This is a genomic window from Extensimonas vulgaris, from assembly GCF_003337425.1.
GTDB lineage: Bacteria > Pseudomonadota > Gammaproteobacteria > Burkholderiales > Burkholderiaceae_C > Extensimonas > Extensimonas vulgaris.
Genome location: NZ_QPJU01000003.1, coordinates 209,474 through 224,503, shown reverse-complemented (window position 1 = coordinate 224,503; position 15,030 = coordinate 209,474). Strand labels below are relative to the sequence as shown.

Genomic DNA, 15,030 nt, shown 5'->3' with positions numbered 1-15,030 from the left:
CACGTACCCGCCGCCATGCCGAAACTCTCCCGGATTGCAATCACATCGATAGCTGCTTGCGCAGTATCCATCAGCGCAAACGCCCAAAAACACCTGAACATTGCCGCCGACGATCTGCGTGCAGTGCCATCTACAGCGCAGCCTGCCCCGGCGCAAACACCTACTTCTGCACCTACTTCTGCACCTACTTCTGCACCTACCTCCGCGCCCGCTTCTGCCTCCGCTTCCACGCCAGCCGTTTCCTCCGCGACCGCCTCTCTCCCCCTCGCCCCGGCTGCATCCCCCGGCAACTACGCAGCCCGCCCCGACGCCCTCGCCTTCGCCGACGACCTGGCCGCGCGCCGCGGGCTCGATGCGGCCTGGGTGCGCGCGGCGCTCGCGCAGGCGCGCTATCTGCCGCAGCTCGGCAAACTCGTGCTGCCGCCCCCGCCGGGCAGTGCGGTGAAGAACTGGCAGGTCTATCGCAGCCGCTTCGTCGAGCCCGTGCGCATCCGCGCCGGCCTGCGCTTTTGGCGCAGCAATGCCACCACGCTCGCGCGTGCCGAGCGCGAATACGGCGTGCCCGCGCAGGTCATCGTCGGCATCCTCGGCGTCGAGACCATCTACGGCCAGCAAATGGGCACGCTGCGCGTGCTCGACACGCTGAGCACGCTGGCCTTCGACTTCCCCACCGAACACCCGCGCGCGGCCCAGCGCCAGGCGTACTTTCGTGGCGAGCTCGAACAGTTCCTGAGCCTGTGCAGCCACACCGGCACCGACCCCACCGCGCCGCGCGGCAGCTACGCCGGAGCCATGGGCATGCCGCAGTTCATGCCCTCGAGCTGGGTGCGCTGGGCCATCGATTACGACGGCGACGGCCGCGTGGACCTGAGCCACAGCGCCGCCGACGCCATAGGCTCGGTGGCCAACTACCTGGCGGGCCACGGCTGGACGCCCGGCATGCCCGCGTACTACGCGCTGCAGTTCGACCCGGCACACCTGCAGCTCGACGCCCTGCTCGCGCCCGACATCCTGCCCAGTTTCAGCCCCGCGCAGCTGCAGGCGCAAGGCGTGCTGCTCGACGCCGCAGGCCAGGCGCACGAGGGCATGCTGGCGCTGATCGAGCTCAAAAACGGCAGCGCCGCGCCGAGCTACGTCGCCGGCACGGGCAACTTCTACACCCTCACGCGCTACAACTGGTCCAGCTACTACGCCATGGCCGTACTCGCGCTCGGGCAGGCCGTAGCGCAGGCCTACGGGCGTTGATGCTCCCATAAAAGAAGCTATCAGCGCTTGATGGATAAGCGCTGAGGCCGTTTTTTACCTGCAAAAAGCAAGCCCCTCCGCGTGCTGCACAGCAGGCAAAGCAGCGCGTCATCCCCGCAGCCATAGGAGCCTGTCGGACTTTGGGCGTCGAAAGCGAGAAGGTGCCCCAGCGAGGCCAGTTTTTGCCGGATTCGCCGCCCCATAGTGGTGCTATGGGGCAAGAAGCCGGTAAAAAATGGACCGCTGCGGCGCATTCGCAGCCGACGATTCCAAAGTCCGCCAGGCTCCTAGGGATTACCCGCATACGCTCACACCCCGGCGGTGGCACTATTTGTCCGAACAAGCAGACAAGGTGACTGGGCGCAGTTGCTGCCACGCGCATCCACCACCCGGGAACCGGCTTTGGCTTGCGCCGCGCGCCGGCGCCTGGGCCGCACCCGCGGGCTGCGTTTCTTCTTCGCACACTACGCAAAAAACGACTCTCCATGCTCGAAAACGTACTCTCCGGCTACCGCGTCATCGACCTCACGCAAAACGTCGCGGGCCCTTTTTGCACGCAAATCCTCGGCGACATGGGCGCCGAAGTCATCAAGATCGAACGCCCCGGCGCGGGCGACGACACGCGTGCCTGGCCGCCGCTCTTTCCCTCGGGCGACTCGGCCACCTACGCGGCGCTCAACCGCAACAAGAAAAGCGTCTGCATAGACCTCGACCAGCAAGCCGGCCAGGCGCTGGTGCGCCAGCTCATAGGCACGGCCGACGTGTTCGTGCACTCGCTCAAGCCCGGCAGCGCCGAGTCGCGCGGCCTGGGCGAGCAGGCGCTGCGCGCAGCCCAGCCGGGGCTGATCTACTGCGCCATCAGCGCCTTCGGCCAGGTCGGCCCGCTGCGCTCGCTGCCCGGCTACGACCCGGTGATGCAGGCCTTCACCGGCATCATGAGCGTGACCGGCAACGAGGGCGACGACCCGGTGCGCGTGGGCCCCTCGGTGATCGACCTGGGCACGGGCATGTGGGCCGCCATGGGCACGCTCGCGGCCTTTTTGCAGCGCAACCGCACCGGCCAGGGCGCCTGCGTTACCGCGAGCCTGCTCGAAACCGCCATGTCCTGGATGTCGCTGCTCACCGCAATGTTTCTTGCCTCGGGCCAGCTCCCCAAAAAGATGGGCTCGGCCATGACCTCGATGGCACCGTACGAGCTGTTCAAGTCCGCCGACGGCATGGTGTTCATCGCCGCGGGCAACGACCGCCTGTTCGCCAACGCCTGCGCCGCGCTCGACTGCCCCGAACTCACCACCGACCCGCGCTTTGCCACCAATGCCCAGCGCACCGCGAACCGCAAAGCCCTGCATGAAGCGCTCGAGCAGCGCACGCAGCGATTGCCCACCCAGGAAATCGTCGCACGCCTGCGCCGCCATGGCGCACCCTGCAGCGAGATGCACAACATCGCGCAAATGATCGCGCACGAACAGGTGCAGGCCATGCAAATGCTCAAAAACCTGCCCCTGCCCAACGTGCCCGAACACCGCGCCATGGCCCTGCCGCTCGCGCTCGACCACCAGCGCAGCCAGCAATGGGCGCCTCCGCCAGAACTCGGCGCACACACGCTCGAAGTGCTGCAGGGCCTGGGCTGCAGCGATGCGCAGATCGCGGCGCTGCGCGAGCAGGGGGTGATTGGCTGACATTGCCGGAAGCAGCGCACCGATAGCCGCACCGATAGCCGCACCCTCTTGGCCTCCGCGCTTTTTGATCCATTCCCTGAGAGCAACTTCATGAACTTCGACTACACCGACACCCAGAACGAAATGCGCGCCGCAGTGCGCGCGCTGTGCAAGGAGTTTGGCGACGAATACTGGCGCAGGCTCGACGAGCAGCACGCCTACCCCGAGGAATTCGTGCAGGCCATGACCAAGGCGGGCTGGCTCGCGGCGCTGATCCCCGAGGAATACGGCGGCTCCAACCTGGGTATCCTCGACGCCAGCCTGATCCTGCAGGAGGTCAACCGCTGCGGCGGCAATGGTGCCGTGTGCCACGCGCAGATGTACACCATGGGCTCAGTGCTACGCCACGGCAGCCCCGAGCAAAAGCGCAAATACCTGCCGCGCATCGCCGACGGCAGCCTGCGCCTGCAGGCCTTCGGCGTGACCGAGCCCGACGCGGGCTCGAACACCCTGCGCATCAAGACTTTTGCGCGCAAGGTGCCGGGCGGCTATGTGATCAACGGACAAAAAATCTGGACCTCGCGCTTCCTGCAGTCCGACTTGTACCTTTTGATCACACGCACCACGCCGTATGAAGAAGCCCAGCGCAAGACCGACGGCCTCACGCTGTTCCTCGTGGACATCAAAAAAGCCGGCCCCGCCCTGCAGGCCAAGCCTATCCGCACCATGCTCAACCACCACACCAACCAGGTGTTCATCGACAACCTCGAAGTGTCGGATGACGACCGCATCGGCGAGGAAGGCAAGGGCTTTTACTACCTGCTCGACTCGCTCAACGCCGAGCGCATCATCGCCACGGGCGAAATCCTCGGCAACGGCCAGTGGATGGTCGAGCGCGCGTCGCGCTATGCGGGCGAACGCGTGGTTTTCGACCGCCCCATAGGCGCGAACCAGGGCGTGCAATTCCCGATCGCGCGCGCGCACATGAACCTCGAAGCCGCCGAACTCATGCGCAACAAGGCCGCGGCCCTGTTCGACCAAAACCGCCCCTGCGGCCCCGAAAGCAACATGGCCAAGTACCTCGCAAGCGAAGCCGCCTGGGAGGCCGCCGAGGCCGCGATGACCACCTACGGCGGCTTCGGCGTGGCCTGCGAATACGACATCGAGCGCAAATGGAAGGAAACGCGGCTGTTTCGCACCGCGCCGATCTCCAACAACCTCGTGCTCGCGCAGGTGGCGCAGCACCAGCTGGGCATGCCGCGCTCGTATTGAGCCTCTATTTCCGCGCCCAGCATCGCATTCCGCCCGGCATCCACCATCACCCCGAGGAGCCCCTCATGACCCACACGCTGCCACGCCGTCTCGACGCTTCGCTCGACGACAAATACACCCTCACCGAAGGCTGGGCCTACATGACCGGCACGCAGGCGCTGGTGCGCCTCGCGCTCGACCAGCGCCGGCGCGACGTGGCCGCCGGCCACCACACCGCGGGCTTCATCTCTGGCTACCAGGGCTCGCCGCTCGCGGCGATCGATGGTGCGCTGCGCAAAGTGCACAAGCTGCTGCAAGAGAACCACATCGTCTTTCGCCCCGGCGTGAACGAGGAGCTCGGCGCCACCTCGGTGTGGGGCTCGCAGTACGTGAACATGTTCCCCGGCGCGAAATACGACGGCGTGTTCGGCCTCTGGTACGGCAAGGGGCCGGGGCTGGACCGCGCGATGGACGCCCTGCGTCACGCCAACTGGGCCGGCACGAGCCGCCTGGGCGGATCGCTCGCGCTGGTCGGCGACGACCACGGCGCCAAGTCCTCCACCGTGGCCTGCTACTCCGACATCGCACTCGAATCGCTGGGCATGCCCGTGCTCTACCCGAGCAACGTGCAGGAAATTCTCGACTACGGCCTGCACGGCATCGCCATGAGCCGCTACAGCGGCGCCTGGGCCAGCCTCAAGCTCGTGACCGACGTGGTCGAGAGCGCGAGCGTGCTGCAGCTTTCGCCCACGCATCCGCACATCACCCTGCCAGACGCGGACGCGACGTTCGATACCGAGCGCTGGATCCAGCCCGCGAGCCTGGCCACCATCCTGCCCGCCGAAGAAACGCTCTACCACCGGCGCCTCTACGCCGCCCTCGCCTATGCGCGCGCCAACGGCCTCAACCGCATCACGCACGATGCGCACGAGGCGTGGCTTGGCATCATCTGCGCGGGCAAAACCTACCACGAAGTGCGCAAGGCGCTCGCCAATCTGGGCCTCGACGCCGAACGCGCACAGGCACTGGGCGTGCGCGTGCTCAAGCTCGGCATGGTCTGGCCTGTCGATCCGGAGATCGTGCGGCAATTCGCGCGCGGGCTGCACACCGTGCTCGTGGTCGAAGAAAAGCGCCCGCTCGTCGAAGACCAGGTGCGCTCCATCCTCTACGGTGCACCTGGTGCGCCGCGCGTGCTCGGCAAGGTGCGCACGGGGCATTTGTTCGACGCAAGCCCGGCGTGGCTCTTTCCCAACGCGGGCGAAATCAACGCCCTCATGGTCACGCGCGTGCTCAGCCAGTTGCTCGCCGAGCGCGATCCGAGCTTCGCGAACTGGCAGGCGCCGCCCAACACGGTCGCGCTGCAGAGCACGCCCGCCGTGCGCCGCACGCCGAGTTTTTGCTCGGGCTGCCCGCACAACCGCTCGACCAAGCTGCCGCCGGGCAGCCGCACGCTCGGCGGCATAGGCTGCCACGGCATGCAGCTGATCCTCGACCCGGCCAATTGCAAAACCATCTCGCAAATGGGCGGCGAGGGCGCGCAGTGGGTGGGCCAGCAGCCCTTCACGCAAGAGCGCCACGTGTTCGCCAACCTCGGCGACGGAACCTACGCGCACTCGGGCTCGCTCGCCATCCGCCACGCCGTGGCCGCGGGCGTGCCCATCACCTACAAGCTGCTTGCCAATGGCTTCGTCTCCATGACCGGCGGGCAGCCCATCAGCGGCGGCCAGACTGTGCCGCAAATGGTCGAAGCCCTGCGCGCCGACGGCGTGCAGCGCATCGCCGTGGTCACCGACGACCTGCAAAAGTATGCGGGCGTGCAGTTCCCCGCGGGCGTGCCGCTGCTTCCGCGCAGCGAAATGGAGCGCGTGCAGGCCGAGATGCGCGAGTTTCCCGGCGTCTCGGCCATCATCTACGAGCAGCCCTGCGCCACCGAGCGCCGGCGCCTGCGCAAGCAAGGCCAGTGGGAAGACCCGCCCAAGCGCAGCTTCATCCACAGCGCCGTGTGCGAAGGCTGCGGCGACTGCGGCAAGGTCTCCACCTGCCTGTCCATCGAACCGCTCGACACCGAATTCGGGCGCAAGCGGCGCATCAACCAATCGACCTGCAACAAAGACTTTAGCTGCGTCGAGGGCTTTTGCCCGAGCTTCGTCACCGTGCACGGCGGGCGCCTGCGCAAGCCCGAAAAAAGCGCCGCCGCGCCGCAGCGCTTCGACGTGCCCGAGCCCGAGCAGGCACCGCTCGCTGCACCCGTGCACGTGCTCGTGGGCGGCATTGGCGGCACCGGCGTCGTGACCATAGGCCAGGTGCTGGCCATGGCGGCCTACGTCGATGGCACGCCCTGCCTCTCGCTCGACGTGATGGGCCTGGCGCAAAAATACGGCGCGGTCTATTCGCACCTGCACTTCGCGCCGAGTGCCGAGCAGCTCACGGCGCCACGCATAGGCCCAGGCGAGGCAGACACGCTGATCGGCTGCGATTTGATCGTGGCCTCGGGCGACGAGCCCGTGTCCATGCTCGCACCTGGGCGCAGCCGCGCCGTGCTCTGCAGCGAAGTCACGGCGACGGCCGAATTTGCGCGCAACCCCGACTGGGACGCCAGCCCCGAGCAGCTCATAGAGCGCGTGCGCCGCATCACCGGCGCAGCGACCACGCTGGTCGAAGGCCAGCGCCTGGCGGTGGCGCTGCTCGGCGATGCGATCGCCTGCAACATGCTGATGGTGGGCGTGGCCTGGCAGCGCGGGCTACTGCCGCTGTCGCTCGCGGCCATCGAGCGCGCGATCGAGCTCAATGGCGTCTCGGTCGAAATGAACCGCGAAGCCTTCCACTGGGGCCGCTGCATCGCACACGACCCCGCACGTGTCGAACGCATGGTTTCTGGCGCCCAGGTGATCCAGTTCCAGCCGCGCCGCGCGCAGCCAAACCTCGCAGAAACCATCGCGCGCCGCGTCGCCTATCTGACCGAATACCAAAACGCCGCCTACGCCGAGCGCTATCAAAATTTCATTGCCGAAGTGCAGCGCGTCGATACACAGCCCGAGCACAAGCAGGCGCTGAGCCTGGCCGTCGCACAAAGCTACTTCAAGCTGCTGGCCGCCAAGGATGAATGGGAGGTCGCGCGCCTGTACACGCTGCCGAGCTTCCGCCAGGAAATCGCGCAAACCTTCGAAGGCGACTACGCACTGCACTTTCACATCGGTGGCGGCCCTTTCGCCAAAACCGACCCCAAAACGGGCAAGGCCGTCAAGCGCGAAGTGGGCCCGTGGCTCCTGCGCGCGTTCGCCGTGATGGCGCGCCTGCGCGGGCTGCGCGGCACGCTGCTCGATCCGTTCCGCCATAACGCCGAGCGCAAGCTTGAACAAGCGCTGGTTGCCCAATACGAGCAAGACCTGCGCGCGCTGCTGCCCAGGCTGAATGCGGACAACTACACGCAAATGGTGGCTTTCGCCGCGCTGCCGCAAAAAATTCGCGGCTTTGGGCACGTCAAACTGGCAAGCGCCCAAGCTGCCGCGAGCGAGCGCGAACAGCTATTGCAAGCGCTTCAGCATCTGCCGGAAAGAGTCGTCGCCAGGCCGGCATCCAAAGCAGCCTGACAAACCGGTCGCTAGTGCAGTGTTTGATGCTTGAAGCGACAAATAAAACCGATGGATTTTTGGTCTGGGCAAGGCGCAAACCGCAGCGATACCGGGCGGTATCGCGAGGATTTGCAACGCGGCCCAGGCCGAAAAGACGCGGTTTTATGTCGCAGATAGCGTCGAACACTGCACTAGAGGTGGATGCCAGCCACCTTCACAGGCTGGAGACTTTGGTAAAAGCAATAAAAAAACCCCGCTGGCATGACCAGCGGGGTTGAAAGATTTGGTTGCGCGAGAAGGATTTGAACCTCCGACCTTTGGGTTATGAGCCCAACGAGCTACCAGACTGCTCCATCGCGCGGCAAAATCGAATTATACAACAAAAATTTTATTGAGACAAGCTCGATGGTTCCTCAGAAACCTCAGCGGAGCGGTCGACAAGCTCCACATAAGCCATGGGCGCGTTGTCTCCTACGCGAAATCCCATCTTGAGAATGCGGGTATAGCCGCCTGGACGCGCCTTGAAGCGCGGCCCTAGCTCGTTGAACAATTTGGTTACGCTGTCGCGATTGCGCAGACGGCTGAAAGCCAGGCGCCGATTGGCAACACTGTCCACCTTGGCCAAAGTAATCATGGGCTCAACCACACGGCGTAGTTCTTTCGCCTTGGGCAGTGTCGTTTTGATCGCTTCATGCTGGATGAGCGAGTTCATCATGTTTTGCAACATCGCAAGACGATGTGAGCTGGTACGGTTGAGCTTGCGCAGTCCATGTCCGTGACGCATAGTGCTTTCCTTGAGATCATTTATAAAAATATCGCGTGGCCGGATCAGGTACCACCCGATGCACCTTCCCCTGAAAGGGAATGAATAAGCCTGGATCGATATGGCTTATTTTACTGAACTCACCCAAGACACTCACCCAATGATGAGATCTCAGGCTTATGCTATCAACGTTTTTCGAGTCCCGCCGGCGGCCAATTTTCGAGCTTCATCCCCAAGGTCAATCCGCGTGAGGCCAACACTTCCTTGATTTCGTTGAGAGATTTGCGCCCAAGATTCGGCGTCTTGAGCAGTTCATTTTCAGTGCGCTGGATCAAATCGCCGATGTAGTAAATATTTTCGGCTTTGAGGCAATTCGCCGAGCGTACCGTCAACTCCAGTTCATCCACAGGACGCAAAAGAATCGGATCGAATGCAGCACCTGCACGTGCTTCACCTGCCCCCATTCCAGCAGCAGCCTCCGCACCACCTTCGAGCTGTGCGAATATCGACAGCTGTTCGACCAAAATTTTGGCCGACGCGCGAACGGCGTCTTCCGCTGAAACCGCACCATTGGTTTCGATTTCCAGCACCAACTTGTCGAGGTCCGTGCGCTGCTCCACACGTGCGCTCTCAACGGTATAGCTTACGCGCTTGACGGGAGAAAACGATGCGTCAAGCACGATGCGCCCCATGACTTTTGTAGGCTCATCGCTATAGCGGCGCACAGTTCCAGGCACGTAACCACGACCTTTTTCAATTTTGATTTGCATGTCCAACTTGCCGCCTTGCGACAAATGGGCAATCACGTGATCAGGATTGATGATCTCGACATCATGTGGTGTCTGGATATCCCCAGCGGTCACGGCACCTTCGCCTTCCTTGCGCAAGCTCAGCGTCACCTCATCGCGATGATGAAGCTTGAAGACAACACCTTTGAGATTCAGCAAGATGTTCACTACGTCTTCTTGAACTCCGTCAATCGAAGAATATTCGTGTAAGACACCGGCGATGGTGACCTCGGTCGCTGCATACCCCACCATGGACGACAGCAGGACGCGGCGCAAGGCATTACCAAGCGTATGGCCATAACCGCGCTCGAAAGGCTCTAAAATCACTTTTGCGCGGTTATTACCCAATTGTTCCACGGCAATCGCCTTGGGTTTCAGCAAATTGGTTTGCATGCAGACTTCCTCTCAATGCCCCCAGCTCGTTACACCGGTAAGGCTGATAAAACGCCCAAACCGCGATGACTCGCGGCAGGGAGCGCATTTAATATTAAGAACCGCGCAATCAACGCGAGTAAAGCTCGACGATCAAGGATTCATTGATGTCGGCTCCAAACTCATCGCGGTCAGGGATTTTCTTGAAGACGCCCTCGGCCTTGTCTGCATTCACTTCAACCCAGCCAGGCATACCGACTTGTGCTGCCAATTGCAGGGCTTCCACGACACGGTTTTGCTTCTTGGATTTTTCGCGCACCGCGATCACATCGCCGGGCTTGACCCGGTACGATGGAATATTCACCGACTGGCCATTCACCGTAATCGCTTTGTGCGACACCAACTGACGTGCCTCGGCACGGGTGGAGCCGAAACCCATGCGATATACCACGTTGTCAAGGCGGGACTCGAGCAAAGCAAGCAAATTTGCGCCGGTGTTGCCGCGCAGGCGCTCTGCAGCCTCGAAATAGCGGCGGAACTGCTTTTCGAGCACACCGTACATGCGCTTGACTTTTTGTTTTTCACGCAATTGCAGACCGTAGTCCGAAGTGCGGGCACCCGAGGTACGCCCGTGTTGGCCGGGCTTCGAATCGAATTTCGCCTTGTCGGCGATCGATCGACGTGCACTCTTGAGAAACAGGTCTGTGCCTTCACGGCGGGACAATTTGGCCTTGGGGCCGAGATAACGTGCCACTTGAACTTCCTCTATGTCAACTACCGCAACGCTGTGCGGGAGCCACACCCATGCAATCTCATCGCATCGGAGATGGCGGTGGTCTTAAAAAATCAAATACGCCGGCGCTTTTGCGGGCGGCACCCATTGTGGGGAATCGGTGTCACATCGGAAATCGACGTGATCCGGATACCAAGCGCACCAAGAGCGCGCACAGAAGATTCACGGCCGGGACCGGGGCCTTTAATCTCGACATCGAGATTTTTGATACCCTGCTCCATTGCAGCACGACCAGCAACCTCAGAGGCGACTTGTGCAGCAAACGGCGTCGACTTACGCGATCCCTTGAAACCCTGCCCCCCGGAGGAGGCCCATGCCAAAGCATTGCCCTGACGGTCTGTGATCGTAATGATGGTGTTGTTGAATGAAGCATGCACGTGGGCAATGCCATCAGAAATGTTCTTGCGAACCTTTTTGCGCACACGCTGCGCTGCACTGCTGGCGGGAGATTTGGCCATGACTATATCTTTCTATTCTGGTACTTACGCAAAATCAGACGTAGTGAATCGACTCCGTGAAGCACCATTCATCCGGACTGAGGTGGTATTTGCGCAAGCCGCGACTTACTTCTTCAAGGCGGCAGCGCCTTTACGCGGCCCTTTGCGGGTGCGTGCATTGGTACGCGTACGCTGGCCCCGCACTGGCAACCCGCGACGATGGCGGAATCCGCGATAGCAACCAATGTCCATCAAGCGCTTGATGTTCATGGTGGTCTCGCGCCTCAGGTCACCTTCGATGGTGTATTGCGCGATTTGATCGCGAATTTTTTCGAGATCGCCGTCCGTAAGGTCTTTGATCTTTTTGGCATAGGGAATGCCACAAGCTTCGCAAATTTTCCTGGCGCGAGAGCGTCCAATGCCATAGATTGCCGTCAAGCCGATCTCGGCGTGTTGGTGCGGCGGAATATTAATGCCAGCGATACGTGCCATATTAGCGTCCTCTCTTTATCAACCTTGGCGCTGCTTGTGACGAAGGTCTGTGCAAATCACGCGCACCACACCTTTGCGGCGAATGATTTTGCAGTTACGGCAAATTTTCTTGACCGAAGCCGAAACTTTCATTACGTTCTCCTAAATTTCAACATGTTTCGATGAAGTATCATTTCAGATCGCAGCGAATTTTTAAACTGCTCAGTATGCCTTGAAATTGGCTTTTTTCAGCAAGGAATCATACTGCTGCGACATCATGTAGTTTTGCACTTGCGACATAAAATCCATGGTCACAACAACAATGATCAATAATGAAGTGCCCCCAAAATAAAATGGCACATTGTATTTAATGATCAAAAATTCCGGCAACAGGCACACGAAAGTGATATACACAGCACCTGCCAATGTCAAGCGAACCAGTATTTTGTCGATGTATCTTGCGGTCTGCTCACCCGGTCGAATCCCGGGAATAAACGCGCCACTCTTCTTCAAATTATCTGCCGTCTCCCGGCTATTGAACACCAAGGCCGTGTAAAAAAAACAGAAGAATATGATGGCTGCCGCATAGAGCAAGGTATAAATGGGCTGTCCCGGCGTCAAGGTCGCAGCAATATCGCGCAACCAGCGCATTGAATCGCCAGTACCAAACCAATTCATTACCGTAGCGGGCAACAATATGATGGAGGAAGCAAAAATCGGAGGTATCACTCCAGCCATATTCAGCTTCAAAGGCAAATGAGATGATTGCCCACCATAAACCTTGTTACCCACTTGTCGGCGCGCATAGTTCACAAGGATTTTACGCTGTCCGCGTTCGACGAATACTACAAAATAGGTGACGGCACAGACGATCAATACGATGAAAATTGCCGAAAACACACCTATAGCGCCTGTCCGTACCAACTCCAGCAATCCGCCGACAGAACCAGGAAGACCGGCAGCAATACCCGCGAAGATCAGAATCGAAATGCCGTTGCCTAAACCACGTTCCGTAATTTGCTCTCCCAACCACATGAGAAACATTGTCCCAGCCGACAAACTCACAACCGCTGTCATGCGAAATCCAAAACCAGGACTCAAGACCAGGCCCGGAGAACCCTCAAGGGCAACCGCTATTCCTAACGATTGAAACAGGGCAAGGGCCAATGCGCCATAGCGGGTGTATTGGGTGATTTTGCGACGACCCGCTTCACCTTCTTTTTTCAACTGTTCGAAGGCTGGCAAGACATATGTCATGAGCTGCATGATGATCGATGCCGAAATATACGGCATGATCCCTAGCGCAAACACCGTGAAGCGCGACAACGCCCCACCCGAGAACATGTTGAATAGGTTAAGAATGCCGCCCTGCTGCCCACTGAAGAGTTTTTGCAACTGAATGGGATCAATACCAGGAACGGGTATGTGCGCACCAATTCGGTAGACAACCAACGCCAACAATAGAAAAACTAGCCGGCGACGCAAGTCGCCGAATTTCCCGGTCTTAGCGATTCGCCCTGCGCTCGCAGCCATGGGTTTACTAGCCACAAATGCCTTCTTTCGAAATTCGAACAAAAGCCATTAAGCCATAATGCTGCCGCCGGCAGACTCAATGGCCGCCTTGGCGCCCGCAGTAGCACGTACGCCACTGAGTGTAATGGCGCGGCGAATGGCCCCGGTGCAGATGACCTTGACGGATTTAACCATCTCGCCCACCAGCCCAGCTTTCTTGAGCGCCAATAAATCGACTTCGCTCAATCCAAGTTTATCTAGATCGGAGAGCGTGACCTCGGCATTGAACTTCACGTGTGGTGATTTGAAACCGCGCTTTGGCAAACGCCGTTGCAGGGGCATTTGGCCACCTTCGAAGCCAACCTTGTGGTAACCGCCAGCACGCGATTTTTGTCCTTTATGTCCTCGGCCCGCAGTCTTACCGAGACCAGAACCAATGCCACGGCCTACACGGCGTTTGGCATGTTTGGCACCCTCGGCATGCTTGATACTATTGAGTTGCATGATCGATTCTCAAAGAACTTTGACCAGATAACTGACCTTGTTAATCATGCCGCGTACTTCAGGTGTATCTTTCAGTTCGCGGACGCTATTGAGCTTGCGCAGCCCCAATCCACGCACGGTGGCACGGTGGGACTCTTTTGTGCCAATCGTGCTTCGCACCAATTGCACCTTGAGGGTTTGTTGGGTTGTCATTTACAAACTCCGATTCAGGCAAAAAGGTCTTCGACCGCTTTGCCACGCTTTGCAGCAACCTCGGCTGGCGTTGTGGATTTTGTCAAGGCATCGAAAGTCGCACGCACCATGTTGTAAGGATTCGAGGAGCCATGACTCTTTGCCACGATGTCCGTGATCCCCATGACTTCGAACACTGCGCGCATAGGGCCGCCAGCAATGATACCCGTGCCTTTCGGTGCAGGCATCATCATCACGACCGATGCACCGTGATGACCTGTTACATTGTGATGAATAGTACCGTTTTTGAGGGAAACCTTCACCAGATTGCGTCGCGCCTCTTCCATCGCTTTTTGCACAGCTGCTGGAACCTCTTTCGATTTTCCTTTGCCCATGCCAACACGGCCATCGCCATCCCCCACGACCGTCAAAGCCGCGAAGCCGAGAATACGACCACCTTTCACGACTTTAGTCACACGGTTGACAGCGATCATTTTTTCGCGCAAACCGTCATCACGACCTTCGTCCTGCACTTTGGGTTGAAATTTCGCCATTTTTATCTCGCTTCGCTTAGAACTGCAGCCCGGCTTCGCGCGCCGCCTCTGCCAATGCTTTCACGCGACCATGGTACGCATAACCAGCACGGTCAAACGCTACTTTTTCTATCCCTGCAGCCTTGGCTTTTTCAGCAATCCGCTTGCCGATCAACTGTGCCGCAGCTGTATTTCCACCTTTGCCTGCGCCAAGCGACGGGCGCACATCGGCTTCCAAAGTGGAAGCACTTGCCAACACGTTGCTGCCGTCGCCCGATATGACTTGGGCATAGATATGAAAATTCGTGCGATTGACAGTCAAACGTGCGACACCTTGCTCTGCAATGCGAATACGGGTTTGACGGGCACGGCGAAGACGCTGCTCTTTTTTGTTTAGCATGCTGCAGCTCCTTATTTCTTCTTGGTCTCTTTGATCGTGATCTTCTCGTCCGCATAACGCACGCCCTTGCCTTTATAAGGCTCAGGAGGGCGCACGGCACGGATCTCCGCAGCGATTTGACCTACACGCTGACGATCTGCACCTTTGATGACGATCTCTGTGGGCGAAGGCGTTGCTACGGTAATTCCAGCAGGCATCTCAATGTCGACGGGATGCGAAAACCCGACATTCAGATTCAATTTGCTGCCAGAAGCCTGGGCTTTATAGCCGACCCCAACGAGATTCAACTTCTTCTCGAAACCTTTGCTGACACCGAGCACCATGTTGTTGACCAACTGACGCATGGTACCGCTCATTGCATTGGCTTCACGTGAATCATCGACGGGTTCAAAACACAGCTTATCGTCGTTTTTGATGACTCGAACCCATCGGCTTTGGGCCATCGACAGCACACCACCCGCGCCTTTGACACCAATGAGATTCTCTTCGATAGACACATCCACGCCGGCGGGAATGGTCACAGGTAATTTTCCTACACGGGACATTCAGCTTCTCCTCAA

17 protein-coding genes and 1 tRNA gene are annotated in these 15,030 nt (G+C 59.8%); 5 read left to right on the top strand and 13 right to left on the bottom strand.

Going from position 1 to position 15,030, the window contains the following annotated elements; all coding sequences use genetic code 11:
• Positions 1-15 precede the first annotated feature (15 nt).
• From mltB to DFR45_RS06605, 5 genes are all read left to right on the top strand, one after another.
• Entirely contained in the window at positions 16-1,245 is a 1,230-nt protein-coding gene (gene mltB / locus DFR45_RS06620; RefSeq protein WP_114482909.1) for a lytic murein transglycosylase B, read from the top strand.
• 212 nt (positions 1,246-1,457) lie between these two features.
• Positions 1,458-1,601 (top strand): hypothetical protein, encoded by a 144-nt coding sequence (locus tag DFR45_RS14495; RefSeq protein WP_170132847.1) that lies wholly within the window; start codon positions 1,458-1,460, stop codon positions 1,599-1,601.
• Between the two features lie 129 nt (positions 1,602-1,730).
• On the top strand, positions 1,731-2,924 hold the full coding sequence (locus DFR45_RS06615) for a CaiB/BaiF CoA transferase family protein (RefSeq protein ID WP_114482908.1): 1,194 nt from the start codon (positions 1,731-1,733) through the stop codon (positions 2,922-2,924).
• A gap of 90 nt (positions 2,925-3,014) precedes the next feature.
• Positions 3,015-4,175: an acyl-CoA dehydrogenase family protein gene (locus tag DFR45_RS06610; RefSeq protein ID WP_114482907.1), complete on the top strand. Its 1,161-nt coding sequence runs from the start codon at positions 3,015-3,017 to the stop codon at positions 4,173-4,175.
• Between the two features lie 65 nt (positions 4,176-4,240).
• Positions 4,241-7,744, top strand: a complete 3,504-nt coding sequence (locus tag DFR45_RS06605; RefSeq protein WP_114482906.1) for an indolepyruvate ferredoxin oxidoreductase family protein — start codon at positions 4,241-4,243, stop codon at positions 7,742-7,744.
• Between the two features lie 266 nt (positions 7,745-8,010).
• On the opposite strand, the gene DFR45_RS06595 is transcribed toward DFR45_RS06605, so the two are convergent.
• From DFR45_RS06595 to rplF, 13 genes are all read right to left on the bottom strand, one after another.
• Positions 8,011-8,087, bottom strand: a tRNA-Met gene (locus tag DFR45_RS06595).
• Between the two features lie 27 nt (positions 8,088-8,114).
• Positions 8,115-8,510, bottom strand: coding sequence for a 50S ribosomal protein L17 (gene rplQ, locus DFR45_RS06590; RefSeq protein ID WP_114482904.1), 396 nt, complete (start codon positions 8,508-8,510; stop codon positions 8,115-8,117).
• 164 nt (positions 8,511-8,674) lie between these two features.
• The gene (locus tag DFR45_RS06585; RefSeq protein ID WP_114482903.1) at positions 8,675-9,670 is read right to left on the bottom strand and encodes a DNA-directed RNA polymerase subunit alpha; all 996 of its coding nucleotides are present in this window, start codon (positions 9,668-9,670) and stop codon (positions 8,675-8,677) included.
• A gap of 109 nt (positions 9,671-9,779) precedes the next feature.
• The gene (rpsD, locus tag DFR45_RS06580) at positions 9,780-10,403 is read right to left on the bottom strand and encodes a 30S ribosomal protein S4 (protein WP_114482902.1); all 624 of its coding nucleotides are present in this window, start codon (positions 10,401-10,403) and stop codon (positions 9,780-9,782) included.
• Positions 10,404-10,495: 92 nt separating this feature from the next.
• The gene (gene rpsK / locus DFR45_RS06575; RefSeq protein WP_114482901.1) at positions 10,496-10,900 is read right to left on the bottom strand and encodes a 30S ribosomal protein S11; all 405 of its coding nucleotides are present in this window, start codon (positions 10,898-10,900) and stop codon (positions 10,496-10,498) included.
• Between the two features lie 105 nt (positions 10,901-11,005).
• Positions 11,006-11,371: a 30S ribosomal protein S13 gene (rpsM, locus tag DFR45_RS06570; protein WP_114482900.1), complete on the bottom strand. Its 366-nt coding sequence runs from the start codon at positions 11,369-11,371 to the stop codon at positions 11,006-11,008.
• Positions 11,372-11,389: 18 nt separating this feature from the next.
• Complete coding sequence (gene rpmJ, locus DFR45_RS06565) at positions 11,390-11,503, bottom strand: 50S ribosomal protein L36 (protein ID WP_114482899.1); 114 nt, start codon at positions 11,501-11,503, stop codon at positions 11,390-11,392.
• Positions 11,504-11,572: 69 nt separating this feature from the next.
• Positions 11,573-12,883 carry a preprotein translocase subunit SecY gene (secY, locus tag DFR45_RS06560; protein WP_114482898.1) on the bottom strand — a complete coding sequence of 437 codons (1,311 nt, stop codon included), beginning with the start codon at positions 12,881-12,883 and terminating at the stop codon, positions 11,573-11,575.
• A gap of 48 nt (positions 12,884-12,931) precedes the next feature.
• Positions 12,932-13,366: a 50S ribosomal protein L15 gene (gene rplO / locus DFR45_RS06555; protein ID WP_114482897.1), complete on the bottom strand. Its 435-nt coding sequence runs from the start codon at positions 13,364-13,366 to the stop codon at positions 12,932-12,934.
• A 9-nt stretch (positions 13,367-13,375) separates the two neighbouring features.
• Positions 13,376-13,558, bottom strand: coding sequence for a 50S ribosomal protein L30 (gene rpmD, locus DFR45_RS06550; RefSeq protein ID WP_114482896.1), 183 nt, complete (start codon positions 13,556-13,558; stop codon positions 13,376-13,378).
• A 14-nt stretch (positions 13,559-13,572) separates the two neighbouring features.
• The gene (rpsE, locus tag DFR45_RS06545) at positions 13,573-14,091 is read right to left on the bottom strand and encodes a 30S ribosomal protein S5 (RefSeq protein WP_114482895.1); all 519 of its coding nucleotides are present in this window, start codon (positions 14,089-14,091) and stop codon (positions 13,573-13,575) included.
• A 16-nt stretch (positions 14,092-14,107) separates the two neighbouring features.
• Entirely contained in the window at positions 14,108-14,470 is a 363-nt protein-coding gene (gene rplR, locus DFR45_RS06540) for a 50S ribosomal protein L18 (RefSeq protein ID WP_114482894.1), read from the bottom strand.
• 11 nt (positions 14,471-14,481) lie between these two features.
• Positions 14,482-15,015 (bottom strand): 50S ribosomal protein L6, encoded by a 534-nt coding sequence (gene rplF, locus DFR45_RS06535; RefSeq protein WP_114482893.1) that lies wholly within the window; start codon positions 15,013-15,015, stop codon positions 14,482-14,484.
• Between the last annotated feature and the right edge of the window lie 15 nt (positions 15,016-15,030).